This window comes from uncultured Rummeliibacillus sp., assembly GCF_934216135.1.
Lineage (GTDB): Bacteria > Bacillota > Bacilli > Bacillales_A > Planococcaceae > Rummeliibacillus.
The window spans coordinates 38,388-58,527 of sequence record NZ_CAKQBI010000003.1 but is presented as its reverse complement, the minus strand read 5'-3'; the positions used below and the strand labels follow the sequence as shown (position 1 = coordinate 58,527).

The 20,140-nt window shown below is 36.8% G+C and carries 17 protein-coding genes and 1 other annotated feature; all 17 genes read right to left on the bottom strand.

What is annotated here, in order from left to right; all coding sequences use genetic code 11:
* Positions 1 to 111: 111 nt before the first annotated feature.
* Positions 112 to 822 (bottom strand): lactate utilization protein C, encoded by a 711-nt coding sequence (locus Q0977_RS03065; protein WP_299510499.1) that lies wholly within the window; start codon positions 820 to 822, stop codon positions 112 to 114.
* Complete coding sequence (locus Q0977_RS03060) at positions 819 to 2,255, bottom strand: LutB/LldF family L-lactate oxidation iron-sulfur protein (protein WP_299510497.1); 1,437 nt, start codon at positions 2,253 to 2,255, stop codon at positions 819 to 821. The genes Q0977_RS03065 and Q0977_RS03060 overlap by 4 nt, the downstream gene beginning before the upstream one ends.
* 17 nt (positions 2,256 to 2,272) lie before the next feature.
* Positions 2,273 to 2,989 carry a (Fe-S)-binding protein gene (locus tag Q0977_RS03055; protein WP_124217047.1) on the bottom strand — a complete coding sequence of 239 codons (717 nt, stop codon included), beginning with the start codon at positions 2,987 to 2,989 and terminating at the stop codon, positions 2,273 to 2,275.
* A 389-nt stretch (positions 2,990 to 3,378) separates the two neighbouring features.
* Positions 3,379 to 3,906, bottom strand: coding sequence for a chromate transporter (locus tag Q0977_RS03050; protein ID WP_299510494.1), 528 nt, complete (start codon positions 3,904 to 3,906; stop codon positions 3,379 to 3,381).
* The gene (locus Q0977_RS03045; RefSeq protein ID WP_299510492.1) at positions 3,903 to 4,454 is read right to left on the bottom strand and encodes a chromate transporter; all 552 of its coding nucleotides are present in this window, start codon (positions 4,452 to 4,454) and stop codon (positions 3,903 to 3,905) included. The genes Q0977_RS03050 and Q0977_RS03045 overlap by 4 nt, the downstream gene beginning before the upstream one ends.
* 10 nt (positions 4,455 to 4,464) lie before the next feature.
* The gene (ggt, locus tag Q0977_RS03040) at positions 4,465 to 6,102 is read right to left on the bottom strand and encodes a gamma-glutamyltransferase (protein WP_299510490.1); all 1,638 of its coding nucleotides are present in this window, start codon (positions 6,100 to 6,102) and stop codon (positions 4,465 to 4,467) included.
* Positions 6,103 to 6,124: 22 nt separating this feature from the next.
* A complete protein-coding gene (locus Q0977_RS03035; RefSeq protein ID WP_299510489.1) occupies positions 6,125 to 7,306 on the bottom strand; it encodes an amidase in 1,182 nt (393 codons plus the stop codon).
* Between the two features lie 238 nt (positions 7,307 to 7,544).
* The gene (leuD, locus tag Q0977_RS03030) at positions 7,545 to 8,132 is read right to left on the bottom strand and encodes a 3-isopropylmalate dehydratase small subunit (protein WP_119415724.1); all 588 of its coding nucleotides are present in this window, start codon (positions 8,130 to 8,132) and stop codon (positions 7,545 to 7,547) included.
* A 14-nt stretch (positions 8,133 to 8,146) separates the two neighbouring features.
* On the bottom strand, positions 8,147 to 9,556 hold the full coding sequence (leuC, locus tag Q0977_RS03025) for a 3-isopropylmalate dehydratase large subunit (protein ID WP_124217043.1): 1,410 nt from the start codon (positions 9,554 to 9,556) through the stop codon (positions 8,147 to 8,149).
* 17 nt (positions 9,557 to 9,573) lie between these two features.
* Positions 9,574 to 10,674: a 3-isopropylmalate dehydrogenase gene (gene leuB / locus Q0977_RS03020; RefSeq protein WP_299510485.1), complete on the bottom strand. Its 1,101-nt coding sequence runs from the start codon at positions 10,672 to 10,674 to the stop codon at positions 9,574 to 9,576.
* 142 nt (positions 10,675 to 10,816) lie between these two features.
* Positions 10,817 to 11,839 carry a ketol-acid reductoisomerase gene (ilvC, locus tag Q0977_RS03015; RefSeq protein WP_299510483.1) on the bottom strand — a complete coding sequence of 341 codons (1,023 nt, stop codon included), beginning with the start codon at positions 11,837 to 11,839 and terminating at the stop codon, positions 10,817 to 10,819.
* Positions 11,840 to 11,875: 36 nt separating this feature from the next.
* Positions 11,876 to 12,391: an acetolactate synthase small subunit gene (gene ilvN / locus Q0977_RS03010; RefSeq protein WP_124217042.1), complete on the bottom strand. Its 516-nt coding sequence runs from the start codon at positions 12,389 to 12,391 to the stop codon at positions 11,876 to 11,878.
* Positions 12,388 to 14,145: a biosynthetic-type acetolactate synthase large subunit gene (gene ilvB / locus Q0977_RS03005; RefSeq protein WP_119415748.1), complete on the bottom strand. Its 1,758-nt coding sequence runs from the start codon at positions 14,143 to 14,145 to the stop codon at positions 12,388 to 12,390. Before ilvB ends, ilvN begins: the two co-directional genes overlap by 4 nt.
* 76 nt (positions 14,146 to 14,221) lie before the next feature.
* Positions 14,222 to 14,468 (bottom strand) — a binding site (T-box leader).
* Positions 14,469 to 14,489: 21 nt separating this feature from the next.
* Positions 14,490 to 16,157 carry a dihydroxy-acid dehydratase gene (gene ilvD, locus Q0977_RS03000; protein WP_119415719.1) on the bottom strand — a complete coding sequence of 556 codons (1,668 nt, stop codon included), beginning with the start codon at positions 16,155 to 16,157 and terminating at the stop codon, positions 14,490 to 14,492.
* Between the two features lie 12 nt (positions 16,158 to 16,169).
* On the bottom strand, positions 16,170 to 17,066 hold the full coding sequence (gene ilvE / locus Q0977_RS02995) for a branched-chain-amino-acid transaminase (RefSeq protein WP_299510479.1): 897 nt from the start codon (positions 17,064 to 17,066) through the stop codon (positions 16,170 to 16,172).
* Positions 17,067 to 17,363: 297 nt separating this feature from the next.
* Positions 17,364 to 18,680, bottom strand: coding sequence for a D-arabinono-1,4-lactone oxidase (locus Q0977_RS02990; RefSeq protein ID WP_299510477.1), 1,317 nt, complete (start codon positions 18,678 to 18,680; stop codon positions 17,364 to 17,366).
* Positions 18,668 to 19,843, bottom strand: a complete 1,176-nt coding sequence (locus tag Q0977_RS02985) for an alanine racemase (protein ID WP_299510475.1) — start codon at positions 19,841 to 19,843, stop codon at positions 18,668 to 18,670. The genes Q0977_RS02990 and Q0977_RS02985 overlap by 13 nt, the downstream gene beginning before the upstream one ends.
* Positions 19,844 to 20,140 lie beyond the last annotated feature (297 nt).

Genomic DNA, 20,140 nt, shown 5'->3' with positions numbered 1-20,140 from the left:
GGATATAAAATTCCGTTTGGGTCATTCTAATGATTACACAGACAGAGATGCTTAAAACACTTTTTTAAAATATCCAACTTAGGCTTAGCAATTTCCGAGAATTTATTCACATTATTGGTCGGTTAAAACAATATATGTCGCGTGTATTGGTCCGTGAACACCGACAACTAATTTCATCTCTATATCAGCGGAATTACTTGGTCCTGAAACAAAATCTATTGCAGATGGTAAAACTTCTCCATTTTCTACACGCTTCGTTAAGGCTTCGGAAACTTGAGTCATGCGTGGAACGATTGTACTTTTTTTCACAATAGCTACAAAATTAGTCGGTAATAGCCCAACTGATTTACCATGATGTTGGTTAGAATATAATACAACTGTACCAGATTCAGCTAAAACGTTCTCTGCAAAAGTGATACCGATATTCGCTTTCTCTGCATTTTGAATGTTTTGCTCTGCTAGTTCTTCTTTCCAAAGATGCACGTCGTAACCTTTTTCAATCCACTGATCATTATAAAGGTTTTGTAATTGGTATTGTTCAAATCGTGGATCTTGCCACATCGATATGGAACCACCATTATAATTTTCAACTACTTGATCTAATATTTGTGGTAATTGACTCGCTGTTGTTTTGATAACATCCGTATGAATGTTCTTGCATTGTACTTCAAGAATTGCAAGTAGTTCATCATTTGTTAATCCTTCATATCCCTTTTTTTGAGGAGCATATTTCCAATTTCTTTCTGGCTTTTTGGATGTATTAACAGGACGGCCAAGTGATTGCCCAATAGCTGTTAAAAATTCTTCACGGTTTTGAATCATTTTTTGTCACTTCCCTTTTCATGTTCTTTAAACCAGTCTCTTAATCGTTCTTTTTTAGGCGCTGGGAAGTCACGTATTTCGGTCCAAGCTTTTAACGGTCCTGGCCCTTTTGAAATTTTACCATTTTTTGCAATTGGCGAGATAACTCTAGAAGCGATTTTAGCACCCGTTGCGTATATAGAACTTGAAGAGCCGCCTAAACTAAATGCTTTCATCAACATCGCTTCTGAAATTGGTGCTTTCCCTTCAATTTCAACAATTCTTTCGCGATGTTTTAAAAGTAACTCGTGTAGTGGGATTTTAACAGGACATGCTTCCGAACAAGCTCCACAAAGAGATGATGCATATGGTAATTCTTTATGTTGATCATAACCGTCAAGTAACGGTGTTAGAACTGCTCCGATAGGGCCAGAATAGATTGAGTTATAGGAATGTCCGCCAATGTGTCGATAGACTGGGCATACATTAACACAAGCAGCACAGCGAATACATTGTAAAATGGATTGGAAGTCGGTTCCTAAAATATCTGAACGACCATTATCTACAATGACTAAATGAAAATCTTCTGGTCCATCCGTTTCACCTGGTTTACGTGGACCAGTAATGACATTGACATAACTAGGTAATTTTTGACCTACTGCACTTCTAGTAAGCATATTGACTAAAACTTCTAATTCTTCAAATGTAGGTACGATTCTTTCCATACCCATAACTGTTATTTGCGTTTTTGGAATAGTCGTTACCATCCCTGCATTTCCCTCGTTTGTCACAAGACTAATCGAACCAGATTCTGCAACGGCAAAGTTACATCCTGTAATACCAACATCAGCTGTTAAAAAGTCGTTTCTTAGTATAGAACGAACGTGTCTTGCTAGATCTGCTGCTTCAGCAGGTTTTTCTGGATCGTACCCTAGCTTGTCAACAAATACATCTTTTACTTGATGCGCATTTTTATGTAATGCTGGTGCTACAATATGTGAAGGCTTATCATGATTATCAGTTTGTAGAATATATTCGCCTAAATCCGTTTCAACAACATTACATCCTATATCTTCAAGTGCTTCGTTTAAGCTAATTTCTTCTGTTACCATCGACTTCGATTTAACAATTTTCTTAGCATTCTTTTCCTTCACCACTTGTTGAATATAATCTGTCGCATCTTTTGGTGTTTTTGCAAAAAATACATGACCACCAGCTTTTTCAACATTGTCAGCTAACTCGTTTAGATAATAATCTAGATTATTGAGAACATGTTGGCGAATTTCTTCTCCATGGTTTCGCCATTCTTCCCAATCGCCTAATTCTTCTGCTGCATTTAGACGACCTGTTCTTAAACGATTTTGAGCGGATACAACTGCACCTCTCATAAATGTATTTTTTAAGTTTTCTTCAACGTTATCTTTAAATTTTTGATCGTTATATTTGATAGACATATAGTTTCCTCCCCTCTTTAATGATGATTAAGTACTTCCGCAATATGCATTACTTTTACATTTTCCTCGCGACGTTGCATACGACCTCCGATATTCATCAAACAACCACCGTCTGCACCGATTAAATAATCTGCACCAGTTTGCAAAGTACAGTCTACCTTTTCATCAACCATTTGTTCGGATATATTGCCCATTTTCACTGAGAATGTTCCGCCAAACCCACAACAATTAAAACTATTTGGCAAATCTACCATTTCTAGTCCATCAACGTGACTTAATAGTTTTCTTGGCGATTCAGAAACACCTAAAAGTCTAGTCATATGACATGATGGATGGTAAGTAGCTTTTCCTTCTAACTTTGCACCTACATCCTCTATTTTTAATACATTGACGATAAAATCGGTCAATTCATATGTTTTTGCTGCGACTTTTTTTGCTTTTTCAAAATATATAGGATCATCTTTGAATACTTTTGGATACTCTTTGAACATGAATGCGCATGACCCAGATGGTGCTACAATCACTTCTGCATCTTCAAAAGCTTCAATCATTTTTTTCATTGGTTCTTTTGCGTTCTTTACATAGCCTGAGTTATAGGCAGGTTGCCCGCAACAAACCTGACCTTTAGGGAATACAACTTCACAGCCTAATCTCTCTAATAGTTCTACTGTTGCTTTCCCCACATCCGTTTGAAACATATCTACTATACATGTTGCAAATAATGAAACTTTCATTAATAATCCCCCTTCATTGGACGTACAGTCATCAGATGACCTTATCCATGTATAATATAGTACACTTATAATTTAATATTTTCAAACTATTTCGGTAATAGAATCAATTCTATCAATTAGGTAGATTTAAGTGAATTATATACTTAATTTAGTAATTAAATCTCTTTTGAAATGTTGTCATTTTAAGCTATTTGGTGAGTGTAAGAACATTACTCTATTTTGTGTTTATTTTTAGAATGATTTAGTTTTGAAGGACTGTGCTTGTTTTTGAAGTAGCTTTGAGAGCTAGCGGATGTTTTTCCATAACTCTTGGAATCTATCCAAATAATTTTATAGATAAAAAAAGAGCTACTCATTGATTAGAGTAGCCCCCATTTCTCTTAGATTGTCTATAAGAAAAATCCGCCAATTACTAATCCTACAACGATTACGAAAACAGGATGGATTTTAAATTTTTCAAGTGCTATATAACTTATAACGCCTAAGATGAGCGTCACTAGAATACCAATAGATTGTCTAGACGTATTAAAAAAATCAAATGTTAACTGTGCCATTAATACAGTTATTGCTGGTAATACAAAAGTAGACAAGCGTTTTACACGAGCGGAATCTCGGTATCGATTTAAAATATTTAATAGTAGAATCATGATAATAAGCGAAGGCGCAATGGTAGCAAATAAAGCAATAACCGCACCAATAATCCCTGCTTGTTCGTAGCCGATGTAGCCTGCCATTTTTGTAGCGATTGGACCAGGTAGAGAGTTTCCGAAAGCTAATGCATTACTAAATTCATGATTGGTCATCCAGCCATACTTATCTACGACATCATGTTGAATTAGTGGAATTGTTGCTGGGCCTCCGCCATATCCTAATATATTACAGATAAAAAATGATAAAAATAATTGCCAATAGATCAAGATTCATGACCTCCTTTTACAGGAAGTACTAATGATAGTACGAGCAATATTCCAATAACAATGCCAGGATGTACTCCTAATAATAAAATACCAACTGCACTAGGGATTAAAATAATCAATGCAATCAGCCAGCCTAATTTCTTATATGACTTTTTAAGAAAATCAACTGTCATTCCTAACATCATCGCTGCTACGATTGGCACGACACCTTTTGTCATGCTTTCTACAAAGCTAAATTTTGAAAACTGTGTAAGTGATGCCAATAGGATAATCATTGCTAAAACAGTCGGTAACACGGATGCTATTAAAGCATTCAAGCATCCCCAAATTCCACCCATCCGCTTTCCGATATATCCTGCTAATTTAGTGGCAATTGGCCCCGGTAAAGTATTTGCGATTGAAACAACATTCGCAAATTCCTCATCATCCATCATTTTATATTTTTCTACTACTTCTTTTTGTATAAGCGGTATTACAGATGGCCCCCCACCAAACGCTAAAATACCAGAGCGGAAAAAGGCGATGAATATTTCTTGTTGTTTTCCCATATTGGCCTCCTTAATAACCTATTGCAATGCCGTCACCTCTAGGATCAGCCCCTCCATATTTCACTTCATTTTCTGCAATCCATATAGCACCTGCATGGCCCATAACTTCTGTAAATGGTTCAAGAATCTCGATTTCATGACCTTTTGATAGCAAATCATTGATGGCATTTCCAGTTATACGGGATTCTAATTTTAAAGTGTTGGAAGCGGCTCCCCATGTCCTTCCGTACAAAAACCGTGGTGCTTCGATTGCTTGTTGAACATTCATCCCATAATCAATGATACGTGTTACAAGCATTGCTTGTGTCTGAGGTTGACCTTCGCCACCCATCGTACCGTATATTAGTTTTGGCTTTCCATTATGTAATAACATAGCAGGATTTAATGTATGAAATGGTCGTTTTCGCGGTTTAAGTGCATTCAGATGATTATTGTCTAATGAAAAGAAGCTCCCGCGATTTTGAAGCAACACTCCTGTTCCTTTTGGAATAATGCCTGAACCAAATTCATGATAAATACTTTGGATAAAGCTTACAGCATTTCCTTCATCATCAACAATCCCCATCCAAACAGTATCACCTTTTGGATCGAGTTTCACTAATGCTTGTGGCTTTTCGCTTGATTTAATCTGATCAGCATATAGCTTACCACGTTTTTTACTTAATAATTCATCAATTGGTATATTTGTGAAATCTGGATCGGTTATATAATCATCTCTGTCTCTAAATGCACACTTAATCGCTTCCACTAAGTAATGGTAGTATTCCCCACTCCCCTCTTCTACATTAGATAAGTCTATATTTTCAAGAATATTTAATATTGATAAAGATGCTAAACCTTGAGTATTTGGTGGTAAATTGTAAACTTGATACCTTCGATAATCAACTGATAATGGGTCTACAAAATCGGCACAGTGTGCATGAAAATCTGCCTCCGTTAAAATGCCACCTTGTTCTTTTAAATTTTTAACTAAATTCGCTGTAAAATCACTTTTGTAAAAATAGTCCGCACCAAATTGCGCTATATTTTCTAATGTATCTGCGAGATCACTTTGCTTCATAATTTGACCTGGCTCATACGCATTTCCATTGTTTAAAAATATTCTGCAAAATTCATCAAAGCGCCCTAATGCTCGAAACTCTTGATCACCTGGATCTAAATTGACTTTTGTCCAAGAACTTTGACTAGGAGTAACCGGAAAGCCATCTTTTGCATAATGTATGGCCTCACTTAATAATAGGTTAAACTGCAATTGTCCACCTATTTCTTCTTTGGAATAATCATACGCTTTTTGCCATCCAGCGATTGCTCCAGGTACTGTATTTGCTGCAAGAGGCCCTCGAGAAGGAATCTTATCAAACCCCTTTTTTTGATAAAATTCAATAGAAGCATTTTCACTTGATCGACCACTACTATTAATCGCCTTCAATTCACCTTTTTTTGCATTGTAGATTAACCAAAAGTTGTCTCCTCCAATACCATTCATATGAGGATAAACAACTCCTATTGTTGAAGCAGCAGCAATCATAGCTTCAACTGCATTTCCCCCTTGTTTTAAAATAGATAATGCAGCCTGAGAAGCTAAATAATGTGGCGTAGTCACCATTGCAGACTGTCCCATTGCCGTTGAACGGTATTGTAAAGTCATCTCCAAACACCCCTTAGTTAATTTATTTATTTGAAGTAAACTTACCTTCTTTCGCACCCGATAGATGTTGAGCGACGAATTGTAACAATGATCGATCAAAATGTTTTCCAGCTATTAGGGATAGTCCAATAGACAATCCATCATTTGTTTGAATTGGTATTGTGACTTGAGGTAATTCCGCTAGACCTGCTATGGAGTTGATCTTTAATGCTTGTGCTCTTGTTTTTTCGACAGATGAAGCATCTTCTCCTTTTAAAGGAGCGGCAGTAGCTGTAGTTGGTACGATTAAAATCGTATCATTACTTAAAATCCCACACATTTTGAGTATAATTTCATTTTGTTTTCTCTTTGCAGCTTCATAGTCCTCTTTCGTCACTTCACTTGCTTTCTTAAAACGATCAGCTATGGCTGGTGCAAACGGTGGATTGTATTTTTCAATCCATTCCCCATGAATATCCCAAGCTTCTTTTCCTTGAATGGTTTTAAACAAATTTGTCCATTCAGATAAGTCACCTTCTGTAACATTTATGTACGTTTTTTCAAATGGAAGATTTTCTACAACGTCTTTAAGGATTGTTTGATAAGGTTCTTGTACAAAACTCCAACATTGTTCCTCTAACAAAATTTTATCTATTTTAGGAGTTGTCGCCTTAGGTAAAAGAATGTCCCCCACTTTTATAAGTGTTTCTAAATCTCGTGCCATCCATCCCACCGTATCAAAACTTGGGGCAAGTGGTATGACTTGCTCAATTGGTACGTCATTGTGGGAAGGACGCATTCCGTATACCCCGCAATAAGATGAAGGTAATCGTACGGAACCACCTGTATCTGTCCCTATCGAGAAATCTACGAGACCTGCTGCCACAGCAACTGCAGAACCACTAGAAGAACCACCTGGAATCCGATTCATGTCAATAGGATTTACCGGTGTCCCATAATGTATATTTTCTCCATTTAGGCTGAACATCAATTCATCCGTAATCGTTATACCCGAAAGAGTTGCTCCCTCCTCTAATAACATGGTTAAAGCTCTAGCTGTTTTATTGGAAGGGGCATGAGTTTCAAACCATTTAGGATTACCTGCTGTATTCTTGTAGTCTTTTATGTTATAAACATCTTTCACTGCAAATGTTAAATTATCAAGTTTCCTACTAGAATGTGGTTTCAAAGTAAATTCTTCATTTATAAATGCACCATAATCCATACAGCCCAACTCCTATAATTCATTTTATAGCATTAATTGTAATAAATTCTAACATGAATAACATTAGAAAATGTGTAAATTTACAATATCTTAATTAGTTATTTTATACAATTTTCTGAATTTTATATAGAGCAAAAACAAGCCATGAAAATTTTAGAGATTGAGAAATTTTCATGGCTTTCATTTTTAAGATGTTATTTGATTATATACTTTCATAATACTAGTTTATAAAGCTTTTCTAAAACGCAACTCGATTTGCTTCAAATTTTTCGATTGCATCTTCATATTTGAAAGTGAGTGCGATTTCATCCCAGCCGTTAAGTAACATTTCTTTATAATATGGATCGATATCAAAGTGATATTCTTTTCCGTCAGCTGTTAAGGTTTGCGCTTCTAGATTTACTTCAGCCTCTAGTGCGGATTGTTCACCTTTTGCTAATAGCTCTTCAATTTCTGGTACTTTTAATTCGATTGGTAAGATACCATTCTTGAAACAGTTATTATGGAAGATATCTGCGAAGCTTGGTGCTACGACTACATTAAATCCATAATCTAAAATTGCCCATGGTGCATGTTCACGAGATGAACCACAACCAAAGTTTTCATGTGCCACTAGGATTTTAGATCCTTTATATTGCGGTTGATTTAAAACAAAGTCTTCAATCGGGTTACCATTTTGGTCGAAACGCCAATGGTAAAAGACATACTGTCCAAAACCTGTGCGTTCGATGCGTTTTAAAAATTCTTTTGAAATAATTTGATCGGTATCGACATTTTTTCGATTTAAAGGAGTGATTACACTCTTTACAACATTAATAGGTTCCATATTTTACGCCTCCATCACACAGGTACATTCATGATTTCACGAACATCTACAAAATGACCAGCAATTGCAGCTGCTGCAGCCATTGGTGGACTGACTAAATGCGTTCTTGAACCTGCACCTTGTCGTCCTTCGAAATTACGATTTGAAGTTGAAGCACATCTTTCACCTGCTGGAACTACATCCTCATTCATAGCTAGACACATACTACATCCTGATTCACGCCATTCGAAACCAGCTTCTATGAAAATCTTATCTAATCCTTCTTCTTCCGCTAGTTTTTTCACTGAATATGAGCCCGGAACAACGATTGCTCGAACATTTGGATGAACGTGTTTACCTTGAATCACTGCAGCTGCAGCGCGTAAATCGTGTAAACGGGAGTTCGTACAAGAACCGATAAACACGTGTTGAATTTCAATGTCTGTTAACGGTGTACCTTCTTGTAAATCCATATAAGTTAGTGCTTTTTGTAATGATTGTCTATCTGATTCATCTTTAAAATCTGAAGCATACGGAACGGATTTTGATATCCCACTACCCATTGAAGGATTCGTTCCCCATGTCACAAATGGTTCAATTTCTGAAGCTTGAATAACAAGCGTTTTGTCATATGTTGCATCCGCATCAGATGCTAAAGATAACCAGTATTGTTTAGCTTCTTCAAATTTTTCACCTTGTGGGGCATAGCGACGTCCTTTAATATAGTCAACAGTTATATCATCAGGGCTGATCAAACCCGCTTTTGCTCCAGCTTCAATCGACATATTACAAATTGTCATACGTTCTTCCATTGACAACTTATGAATAGCGTCACCAGTAAACTCAACGATATGTCCAGTACCTACATCGATACCAAATTTAGCGATGATGGCAAGAATAATGTCTTTAGCTGTTACACCAAAGCCAAGCTCGCCTTCTACATGTATTTGCATCGTTTTAGGTTTACTTTGCCATAGTGTTTGAGTAGATAAGACATGTTCTACTTCACTCGTACCGATACCAAATGCTATAGCACCAAAAGCACCGTGAGTAGATGTATGTGAATCCCCACATACAATTGTTTTACCTGGTTGTGTTAAACCAAGTTGTGGTCCAATTACATGAACTATCCCTTGATCTGGGTGACCCATATCTGCTAATTGAATGCCGAATTCTTCACAGTTTTTAGCTAATGTGTTGATCTGTGTTTTCGCAATCGGATCATTGATAATAGGTAAATTACGCGTTGGTACGTTATGATCCATCGTTGCAAAGCAAAGATCTGGTCGACGTACTTTGCGATTATTTAGGCGAAGTCCTTCAAAAGCTTGAGGTGAGGTAACTTCGTGAATTAAATGAAGATCGATGTAGAGTAAATCTGGTTTACCATCCTCATGGTATACTACATGTTGGTCCCATACTTTTTCTATAATATTTTTCCCCATTATTCTTCACCTTTTTCCTATATATAAGTAGTCATAATACTATCTGAAACAAAACTAGTATCAAGCTCATTTAGTACTTTTTCTGTCCATTCATTGGTTGTAAGTGAACGGCTTCCTGGTGTTGCAAGATCAGCAGTATAGTAGCCATCACTGTATACTGCGTTTACTGCACGTTCAATTTCTGCAGCCTCTTCATGTAAACCAAATGAATAGCGAAGCATCATCGCAACAGATAAAATCGTTGCTGCTGGATTTGCAATTCCTTTTCCTGCAATTTCAGGTGCAGAACCGTGGACTGGTTCATATAAACCGAAATTATCAGAACGAATACTTGCAGAAGGAAGTACTCCAAGTGATCCAGTAATAACTGATGCTTCATCACTTAAAATATCGCCAAACATATTTTCTGTGACAATGACATCATATGCACCTGGGTTTGTAATAAGCTTCATAGCAGTTGAGTCGACTAAACTATGCTCAACTTCTACCTCTGGATATTTTTCTTTTTTCTCATCCACAATTTGTCTCCATAATCTAGAAGTATCAAGTACATTAGCTTTATCAACAGAAGTAAGCTTACCTTTTCTTACTTTTGCTAATTCAAATGCATTTTCAACAATTCGTTCAATTTCAGGACGGCTATATACTAGGGAATCTAACGCTTCATCGTTTGTGCGTTGTCGGGGTTCACCAAAATATAAACCTCCTGTTAACTCTCGAACAATTAGTAGATCTACTTTATTTACTAAATCATCTTTTAGAGGAGAAGATTTTATGAGAGATGGAATCGCCTGTACAGGACGAAGATTTGAAAATAGATCAAAATGCTTACGAATACGAAGCAAGCCTTTTTCAGGTCTTAGTTCAGCTGGGTTATGATCCCATTTTGGACCCCCAACTGCGCCCAAAAGTAGCGCGTCGCTTTGTTCGCATAACTCAATTGTTTCTTTTGGAAGTGGATCTTCATGTTGATCGATTGCTGCACCTCCAATCGTTGCGTAAGCGATATGAAATGTATGTTGAAATCTTTTTCCTACAGCTTTTAATACTTCTACAGCTGAAGCAACAACTTCAGGTCCAATACCATCACCGGGTAAAACCGTGATTTTCTTTTCCATAATATCTCCCCCTCAAATACTTAACCTTTTAACATAATAGATAAAGAAAATATTCTATTAAATTTACTTAAAGAAGCAAGAGACCTTGCTTCTTTAAGGTTTGTTTTCTATTTATAAAGCTTTTTAGTTTAAAAGCAGCTTCTTACGCTTTTGTGCCTACTGTTTCTTTGTTTACTTTTTGGCCAACAAATGGCATCATGCCGCGTAGTTCTTCTCCAACTTTTTCGATTGGATGTTTTGCTTCAGATTCTTTAATAGCGTTATATTTTGGACGACCTGTTTCGTTTTCTTCAATCCATTCTTTCGCAAATTTACCGTTTTGGATATCTGTTAAAACAGCTTTCATATTCGCTTTTACATCTTCTGTAATTACGCGAGGACCTGATACATAATCTCCCCATTCAGCAGTATCTGAGATTGAGTAACGCATGTTACAGAAGCCTCCTTCGTAGATTAGGTCTACGATTAACTTCATTTCGTGTAGACATTCGAAGTAAGCACTTTCTGGTTCATATCCAGCTTCAACTAATGTTTCGAAACCAGCTTTGATAAGATGTGTTACACCACCACATAAAACCGCTTGTTCACCGAATAGATCTGTTTCTGTTTCTTCTCTGAATGTTGTTTCAAGTACACCAGCACGAGCGCCGCCAATACCTTTTGCATAAGCAAGACCAATTTCTTTTGCTTGACCAGTTGCATCTTGGTATACACCTACTAAAGCGGGAACACCTGCTCCAGATACATATGTGCGACGTACTAGATGTCCTGGACCTTTAGGAGCTACTAAGAATACATCTACATCAGCTGGAGGTACGATTTGTTTGTAATGGATGTTGAAACCATGTGCGAATACTAAAGCATTACCCGCTTCAAGACCTGGAGCGATTTCTGCTTCGTAAACTGCTTTTTGTTTTTCATCTGGAAGTAAGATCATGATTACATCAGCTTCTTTAGCAGCTTCTGCAACTGATTTCACGTCAAGTCCATCATTTTTTGCTTTTTCAGCAGATTTCCCTGGACGGATACCTACGCGTACATCAAAACCTGATTCTTTAAGATTTTGTGCATGTGCGTGACCTTGAGAGCCGTAACCAATGATTGCGATTTTCTTTCCTTCTAGTACTTTCTCGTTGATGTCTTGGTTATAATACAATTTTGCCATTTTAATTTCCCCCTGAATTGTTTTTGTTTTTTATATTTATTGTAAAATCGAAAGTTGCGGTAATGGTTTTACTTGAGCATCACGAACAAATGCTGTGGCTCCTGTTCGTGTCAACTCTTTAATACCATACGGGCGAATCAATTCGATAAATGCATCAATCTTTTCTGGATTACCAACAATTTGATATGTGATGACATTTTTGCCCATATCAATGATGGATCCTCGGAAAGGTTCAACAATTGAATTGATTTCGGGACGCAAATTCGGTGGAGCAACAATTTTAATAAGTGCTAGTTCTCTCATAACGATTGCTTTTTCAGTAATGTCAGTGACTTTAATGACATCGATTTGTTTAGATACTTGTTTTACAAGTTGTTCAATTTTTGCTTGATCTTCCACATTGACGATAAACGTCATTTTGGAAATGCCTTGTTGTTCTGTATGACCTACAGTGATACTTTCAATATTAAATTGGCGTTTCATCAATAAGCCAGTAACCCGGTTTAAAACGCCGCTTTGGTTAATAACCGTAACAGTGATTACTCTTCTCATCCTTTTTTCACTCCAATCATTTCAGATAGTCCTTTACCTGGTGCTACCATTGGATTGACTAATGTCAATTCTTTTACGCGACAGTCTACCAATACAGGTTCATCTGATTCGATTGCTTTTTTAAATACAGATTCAACATCTTCCACTTTATCTACTTTGTATCCTTTAATACCATAAGCTTCAGCAAGTTTGACAAAGTCTGGCTGTACAGGCATTAAGGAAGAAGAATAACGTTCTTCGTAGAAAGTTTCTTGCCATTGACGTACCATACCTAAGCAACTGTTATTTAAGATGAATATTTTCACCGGTAATTTGAACTCTTTTAGCAATGCAAGTTCTTGTATTGTCATCTGGAACCCTGCATCACCAACGATGGAAATAACTGTTTGATCAGGATGAGCAAATTGAGCACCAATTGCTGCTGGGAAACCAAAGCCCATTGTTCCTAAACCACCTGATGTTACCCAATGATGGTCTTTTTTAAATTGATAATATTGAGCAGTCCACATTTGATGTTGACCTACATCGGTAGTAATAATAGCTTCACCATCAGTAAGGCGATGAATCGTTTCAACTGCATATTGTGGATAAATCGCTTCATCTCCATCTTCACCGTACCAAAGTGGATATTGTTCTTGGCATTCGTGTAAATATTCATGCCAAAGAGTTAAATCTTGAGCTTCAAATGGTTGTTCCAACAATGATCGTAATGCTTCTTTAGCATCAGCTACAATTGGAATTTCAGTAGGTACATTCTTACCAATTTCAGCCGGATCAATATCGATATGAATGACTTTTGCATTTGGAGCAAATTTCTTAAGATTACCTGTTAAACGGTCATCAAAGCGAGAACCAATATTTAATAGTACATCGCAATTATTGATAGCCATATTAGCTGTAAATGTTCCATGCATACCTGCCATTCCAAGGAAAAGTTCATGATCTCCATCAATGCTACCAAGGCCCAAAAGCGTATTAACTACTGGGAATTTATATTTTTCTACAAATTCAGTTAATTCTTTTGATGCATCAGCTGCTAACACACCCGCTCCAACTAATACGACTGGTTGTTTTGCTTGACTAAGCAATGTTACGGCTTTTTTAATTTGCAAATAGTTTGGATGTAAAGTTGGTTGATAGCCTGGCAAGTTGATTGTTGCTTCTTGTACTGCATCTACATCAAAAATGGCATTTGCAATATTCTTTGGAATATCAACGACTACAGGTCCTTTACGTCCAGTTGAAGCTATATGAAAAGCTTCTTTGACGATTCTTGGTAGGTCCTGAACATTTTTCACTTGATAATTGTGTTTTGTAATCGGTTGAGTAATTCCGATAATATCCGCTTCTTGGAAAGCATCCGTACCAACAACAGTTGTCGCAACTTGACCTGTAAATACAACGAGTGGTAAAGAATCCATCATCGCATCAGTGATACCCGTAACTAAGTTAGTAGCACCTGGTCCAGAAGTCGCAATGACTACCCCAGGTTTCCCTGATACTCTTGCATAACCTTCAGCTGCATGAATAGCACCTTGTTCATGGCGAGCAAGTATATGCTTAATCGGATTACGGTAAATTGCGTCATATAATGGTAAGACGGCTCCACCTGGATATCCGAATATTATTTCAACATCTTGGTTTTGCAACGATTCGACAAAAATCTCTGCACCCGTTTTACTGGCCTTACATTCTTGATCAACTTCTTGATCAGTTGCAGATTGTTGTTTCTTTAGTGGAACTTGTGCATTCATCATTGAACTCCTCCCTAGGAAATTGATTTTTTAAGAAATAAAAAAGCTTTTTCATCCACGCAAAAAAAGCCTGTTGCGTAGGGATGAAAAAAGCTTCCATGGTACCACCCTATTTTATAGTCATTTAAAGACTACCTCATGAATAGATCACTCTATTCTTTACTTAACGAGCACAAAAGAATGCGCCCGTAGCCACCTAATTGCAATGCGTTTAGTAGCTCACTCCGAGGGGATGTCAGTATTAGTTGTATCATCGGCTCTCAGCAACCCGACTCTCTGTAAATACAAGGTTCTAATACCTTTAACCTCATCAACGTTTTAACAATATTCAATTTTAGAAAGAATTATATTTTCATAACGCCGCCAGTAGAAGCGGAAGTAACGAGTTTTGAATAACGAGCTAGATAACCTTTTTTAATCTTTGGTTCAAATGGTTTTAATTTGGATTTTCTTTCAGCTAAAACTTCATCAGAAACATTTAACTCGATTGTTCTATTAATCAAATCGATTGAAATCGTGTCTCCATTTTCGACTAACGCAATTGGACCACCGTCTGCAGCTTCTGGTGAAATATGACCGATGGAAATACCACGAGATGCTCCTGAAAAACGTCCATCTGTAATAAGTGCAACATCTTTACCTAAGCCCCGACCCATAATGGCAGAAGTTGGTGCTAACATTTCTGGCATCCCTGGTCCACCTTTTGGACCTTCGTAACGGATGACGACAACATGACCTTTTTGCACCGTTCCATCATCGATTCTTGCTTGTGCTTCTTCTTGCGAATCAAATACGATTGCTTCACCAGTAAACTCTTTAATAGATGGGTCAACTGCACCTACTTTAATAACGGCGCCGTCTGGAGCGATATTACCAAATAGAACTGATAAGCCACCTACAGGACTATATGGATCATCTTTTGTACGAATTACTTTCGTATTTGTTATTTCATGTCCTTTTACCTGTTCTTCAATCGTTTTACCTGATACTGTAATCCGATCTTTATGAATAGCACCTGGAATCTTACATAACTCATTAATAATGGCACTTACGCCTCCAGCAAGATGAACGTCATGCATAGAGTAGTTTGATGCAGGCATTATTTTCGCTAAGTAAGGGACACGTTTTGCGACTTTATTGATATCTTCGATGTTGTAGTCGATTTCAGCCTCATGTGCAATAGCCAATGTATGTAAAACTGTATTTGTAGAACCACCCATCGCCATATCAAGTGCAAACGCATCATCAATTGTTTCTTTCGTAATGATGTCACGAGGTTTGATGTCCTCTTTAATCATTCTCACTAAATGTTTTGCCGCTTCTTTGATCAATTCATATCTTTCTTCCGAAGTAGCAACAATTGTACCATTGCCAGGTAATGCCATACCTAACATTTCCATTAATGAGTTCATAGAGTTCGCTGTGAACATCCCTGAACAAGAACCACAAGTTGGACATGCACTTTCTTCAATCTCTTTTAGCTTTTCTGCAGTCATTAAACCACTTTTATATGAACCTACACCTTCGAAAACGGAAGTTAATGATAACTGTTCACCAGTTGAAGAAACGCCTGCTTCCATTGGTCCTCCTGATACAAAAACAGATGGTACATTTGTACGAACAGCTGCCATTAACATGCCTGGTGTGATCTTATCGCAGTTTGGTATGTAAAACACACCGTCAAACCAATGGGCATTGATAACTGTTTCGGCTGAATCTGCGATTAACTCACGACTTGGCAATGAATACCGCATTCCGATATGACCCATTGCAATACCGTCATCCACACCAATCGTATTAAATTCAAATGGAATACCACCAGCTTCACGGATTGCTTGTTTGACAACTTCACCAAATTTTTGAAGATGAACGTGTCCTGGAATAATATCAATATATGAGTTACAAACTCCGATAAATGGTTTATCTAAATCTCTTGTTTTAACACCTGCAGCATATAGAAGACTGCGGTGAGGAGCACGATCGACTCCTTTTTTAATCATGTCACTTCTCATGTGAAACGCCCCTTATTTTACTGTAGCTTCTTCGTATACTTTGACGCCCTCTTTTTCAACGATATCACGGAAACCTTTTAAAATATCATTTGTTACTTTACCTGGTTTTCCATCGCCGATTATTCGACCATCAACATTTACGACTGCGATGACTTCAGCAGCTGTTCCTGTTAGAAAGACTTCATCAGCAACATATACATCATGTCTTGTAAATACGCCTTCTTCAGCGACATAACCTCTTTGTCTTGCAACTTCTAAGATGGCATTACGTGTAATACCTTCTAGAGCACCAATATAACCTGGCGGTGTCACCAACTTATTTCCTTTTACGATAAAGATGTTATCTCCAGAGCCTTCAGCAACATAACCTTCGTCATTCATCATCATTGCTTCGGAAACACCAGCTTGTGTCGCTTCTAGCTTTACAAGAATATTATTTAAGTAATTCAATGTTTTCGTTTTTGGACTTAAGACATCGGAACGATTCCGTCTACTTGATGCTGAAACAATTGAAATACCCGTTTCATATAAATGCGGTGGGAATAATGCAAGCGGCTCTGCTATAACGATTACACTTGCTACCTTACATGTAGATGGATCTATTCCTAAGTTTCCAACACCACGTGATACAATTAGGCGAATGTATGCACTTTGTAACTGATTCGCTTTTAAAGTATCTTTCACAATTTCTGTCATTTCTTCAATTGTGTAAGGTATATCTAATAATATTGACTTTGCTGATTCATATAATCGAACTAAATGTTCATGTAAGCGAAAGACGTTACCATTGTAAGAGCGAATCCCTTCAAATACACCGTCTCCGTATAAAAAACCATGATCATAAACAGAAATTTTAGCATCTTCCTTTTTCACTAAATTTCCGTCAAGAAAAATAAATTGCTCCCCCACACTCTCACTTCTTTCTGTAATGTACAATAATCTGTTTTTCAGCTATTCGCTTAAAACATTTATTAAATTGTTGCTATCATAGTACGTATTCTGAATGAAGTCAACACTATTTTTTGAATTGTCAATTAATTTAGAATTTTTGTAACTGATTGAATGCGTTTTCATTCCCTATAAATAAATATATTTCTTACTTTTGCTCAAAAATAAATTTTTAGAAAAATTTATAAATTGACTTAATTTCGAATATTTTAGATGACATTGTTCCGGTAGTTTTCACACAATTGTGTCAGTTAGCCTTTAGATAAATGATTTAAAATAGTCAGTGACAAATACATTTTCAGGATCATATTTCTCTCTTATTTTTAAAAACAACGGGTATTCAGGATAAAGTTCTAGTAATCTATCTTTCGTTAAATCATTCAATTTCCCCCAATGAGGTCTGCCACCATACTTTTTCATCAAGGATTGAACCCATCTAAAATAATCTTTTTCATCCATGCCTTTATACATATGGAAGGCTAAATAAGCACTTTCTTTCCCTTGTGTTGGGCTTAAAATGCCAGATTCCCCCATCATTGTTCTACATTCTATTGGGAAATGGACTTTGAATGGATGGGATTTTAAAGTGAAATGAATTTCTTGCATACACTCTTGGAAATTTTCTAAAGGAATTGCATACTCCATCTCTAAAAACTTTACATTTCTAGCTGAAGGGAAGATTTCGTAACATAATCCTTCTTTAATACCGGTAGGAACTGTTTTTGAAGCGAGGAGACTAACCCATTTGGTCATTTTCGGTTGTCTTTTGCATAATTCTGATGCGATGAATAATAAACCATTTTCAACTATATTGGTTTTTAAATCTTCTATTTTTTTGGATGTTCTCGGTTGTTTGACGATAGGAATTTGATCCATAATCTTTACTTGTATCTGTTCTTCTCCGGGAAAGTAATACCACTCTACATGCCGATGTTCACGAATCATTGTGCTCCATAGCTGACTTCCTTCTGTAAATGGATAATGCATTGATTGGTATTTTAAACTATAAAGAGGAACTGTTTTGATTGTTACTTTTACAAGCACACCTAAAAGTCCAAGTGAAATGTGTAAAGCTCGAGATAAATCGTCATCACCTCTCGTATGTTCATGGTAATTACCTAGACCATCAACAAATCCCCATTTGACGATTTGGCTTGATAAAGAGCCTAAGGTAACACCCGTACCATGTGTTCCAGTTGAAATAGCCCCTGCAATTGTTTGTTGTTGAATATCCCCCATATTCTCAAGTGCTAATCCAAACTGCTCCAAAATCGGGCCAATCTCGTATAAGTATGTTCCGGCCCAAAAAGTGGCTTCGTTCGTTTCTTGGTCGATTTCTATTAATCCTCTCATATGATGAAGTGAAATGGCTACGTCATCAGGCTTGGCAACAGGGCTAAAAGAATGTGCAGCACCGGTTACACGGATTGTCTTATGTTGTTTTTGTGAATTCCATATGAGATTGGATAATTGTTTTACATCACGAGGAAGTAAAGTCTGTGATGGCTCTCCTTTCACATTTCCAGCCCAATTTTGCCATTTACTCGTACCTACCGAATCCTTTACAAAAAACATTGCCCATCCCCCCTGTACGTTTTGAAACTATTGATATGCTGCCCATTTCTAACGGCCTCAAGTTTCGTAAATCTCTCGCATAATTCCCCGGCTTTGGCATGGCGGAAGTATAAGGTATCGCCTAATTTGAGCGTTTCTTTTGTAATCACTTTCAGCGGTGTTTGGACTTCCCCTGCACCTTCAAGTGAAAAATATTCGAACTTGCCTTTTTCATATAATACAGGTTGTTTATCAATGCTTATAGCTCCTGAAGCGATATAACCACCACCATGACAAACGACTACATTTTCTTCTGGATTTCTTGTAATACGCAAAGCAAAACCAGCAGCAGGACGCAAATTCAACGCACTATACTGGTCAAACAATGCCGGATTAAAAAAGGCGGAACCTACTGTAATTTCTGTTACCTCTGGACACTGCGAAGTAAAATCGATACTTCCTGATCCACCACCATTTACAAATTCTAGATCACCTGTTACCGATAAAATGGTATCTACTGCTTCATTTCTAAATTTGGCAACTTGCTTTCGTGACCTTTTTTGAAGTTGTTGAATAATTGGCCTTTTCCATTTTTGAATAGGTACATCACCTACACCAGCCAACTGGGCTTCATACCCCATGACACCATTAATCTGTAAATGTGATAGTTTTTGAAGTGAGTCTAGCAACTCTTTTAGAACCTTAATAGTTTTTATAGATGATCGCCTCGTACCAAAGTAGATAATCGATGATTCTATTGAAAGATTAATATCAATACAAATGCTAATCTCCAAATTCTCCCGCTTCGCTAACGCATTCAACCATTTTGCTTGCCGAACATCATCGATCATAAAACATACATCATAACCCTTTTTTATATAATCAAATATTGGCAATACGCTATTCTCTTCCCAAACAGGATAGCCAATAAGCAAATGATCAAAGCCATTTTCTAATAAATAACAAGTTTCACTTGCTGTAAAAGTCATGAATCCTGAAACATTTTCAAGTTTTTCATATATATAATTTAAAACCTGTATGGAGCGAATAGATTTTGTTGCAATACGGACTTTTTTGTCTCGAACACGCTGATTGATAAATTTAATATTGGTATCAAGTGCCTGCATATCAAGCCAAGCAAATGGCCTTTCTAAATGTTGAAAAGCTTTGTCAAATACCTGCATAATAGTCACCCCTTTGGACATAAATAACAAAATGCCCCTTCTTAGGCGAAATGTGTTTTTCCGTCGAAGAAGGAGCATTTATTTGTCTTTATCATCATTGGTTAACTAATATGGATCTCCCAAAAGTCAAAAGCAATATTAAATACAAAAATTGTATGAAACAAAACAAAAAGAAGAGCCTGTTTGTTATATTTTTTCTTTAAAGATTGATCCATATACTGACAACTCCCTTCAACTTTTTCTGAATTATAATACAATATTCTATAAATTACAAAATATTTCTGCTTTTTGCTTTTT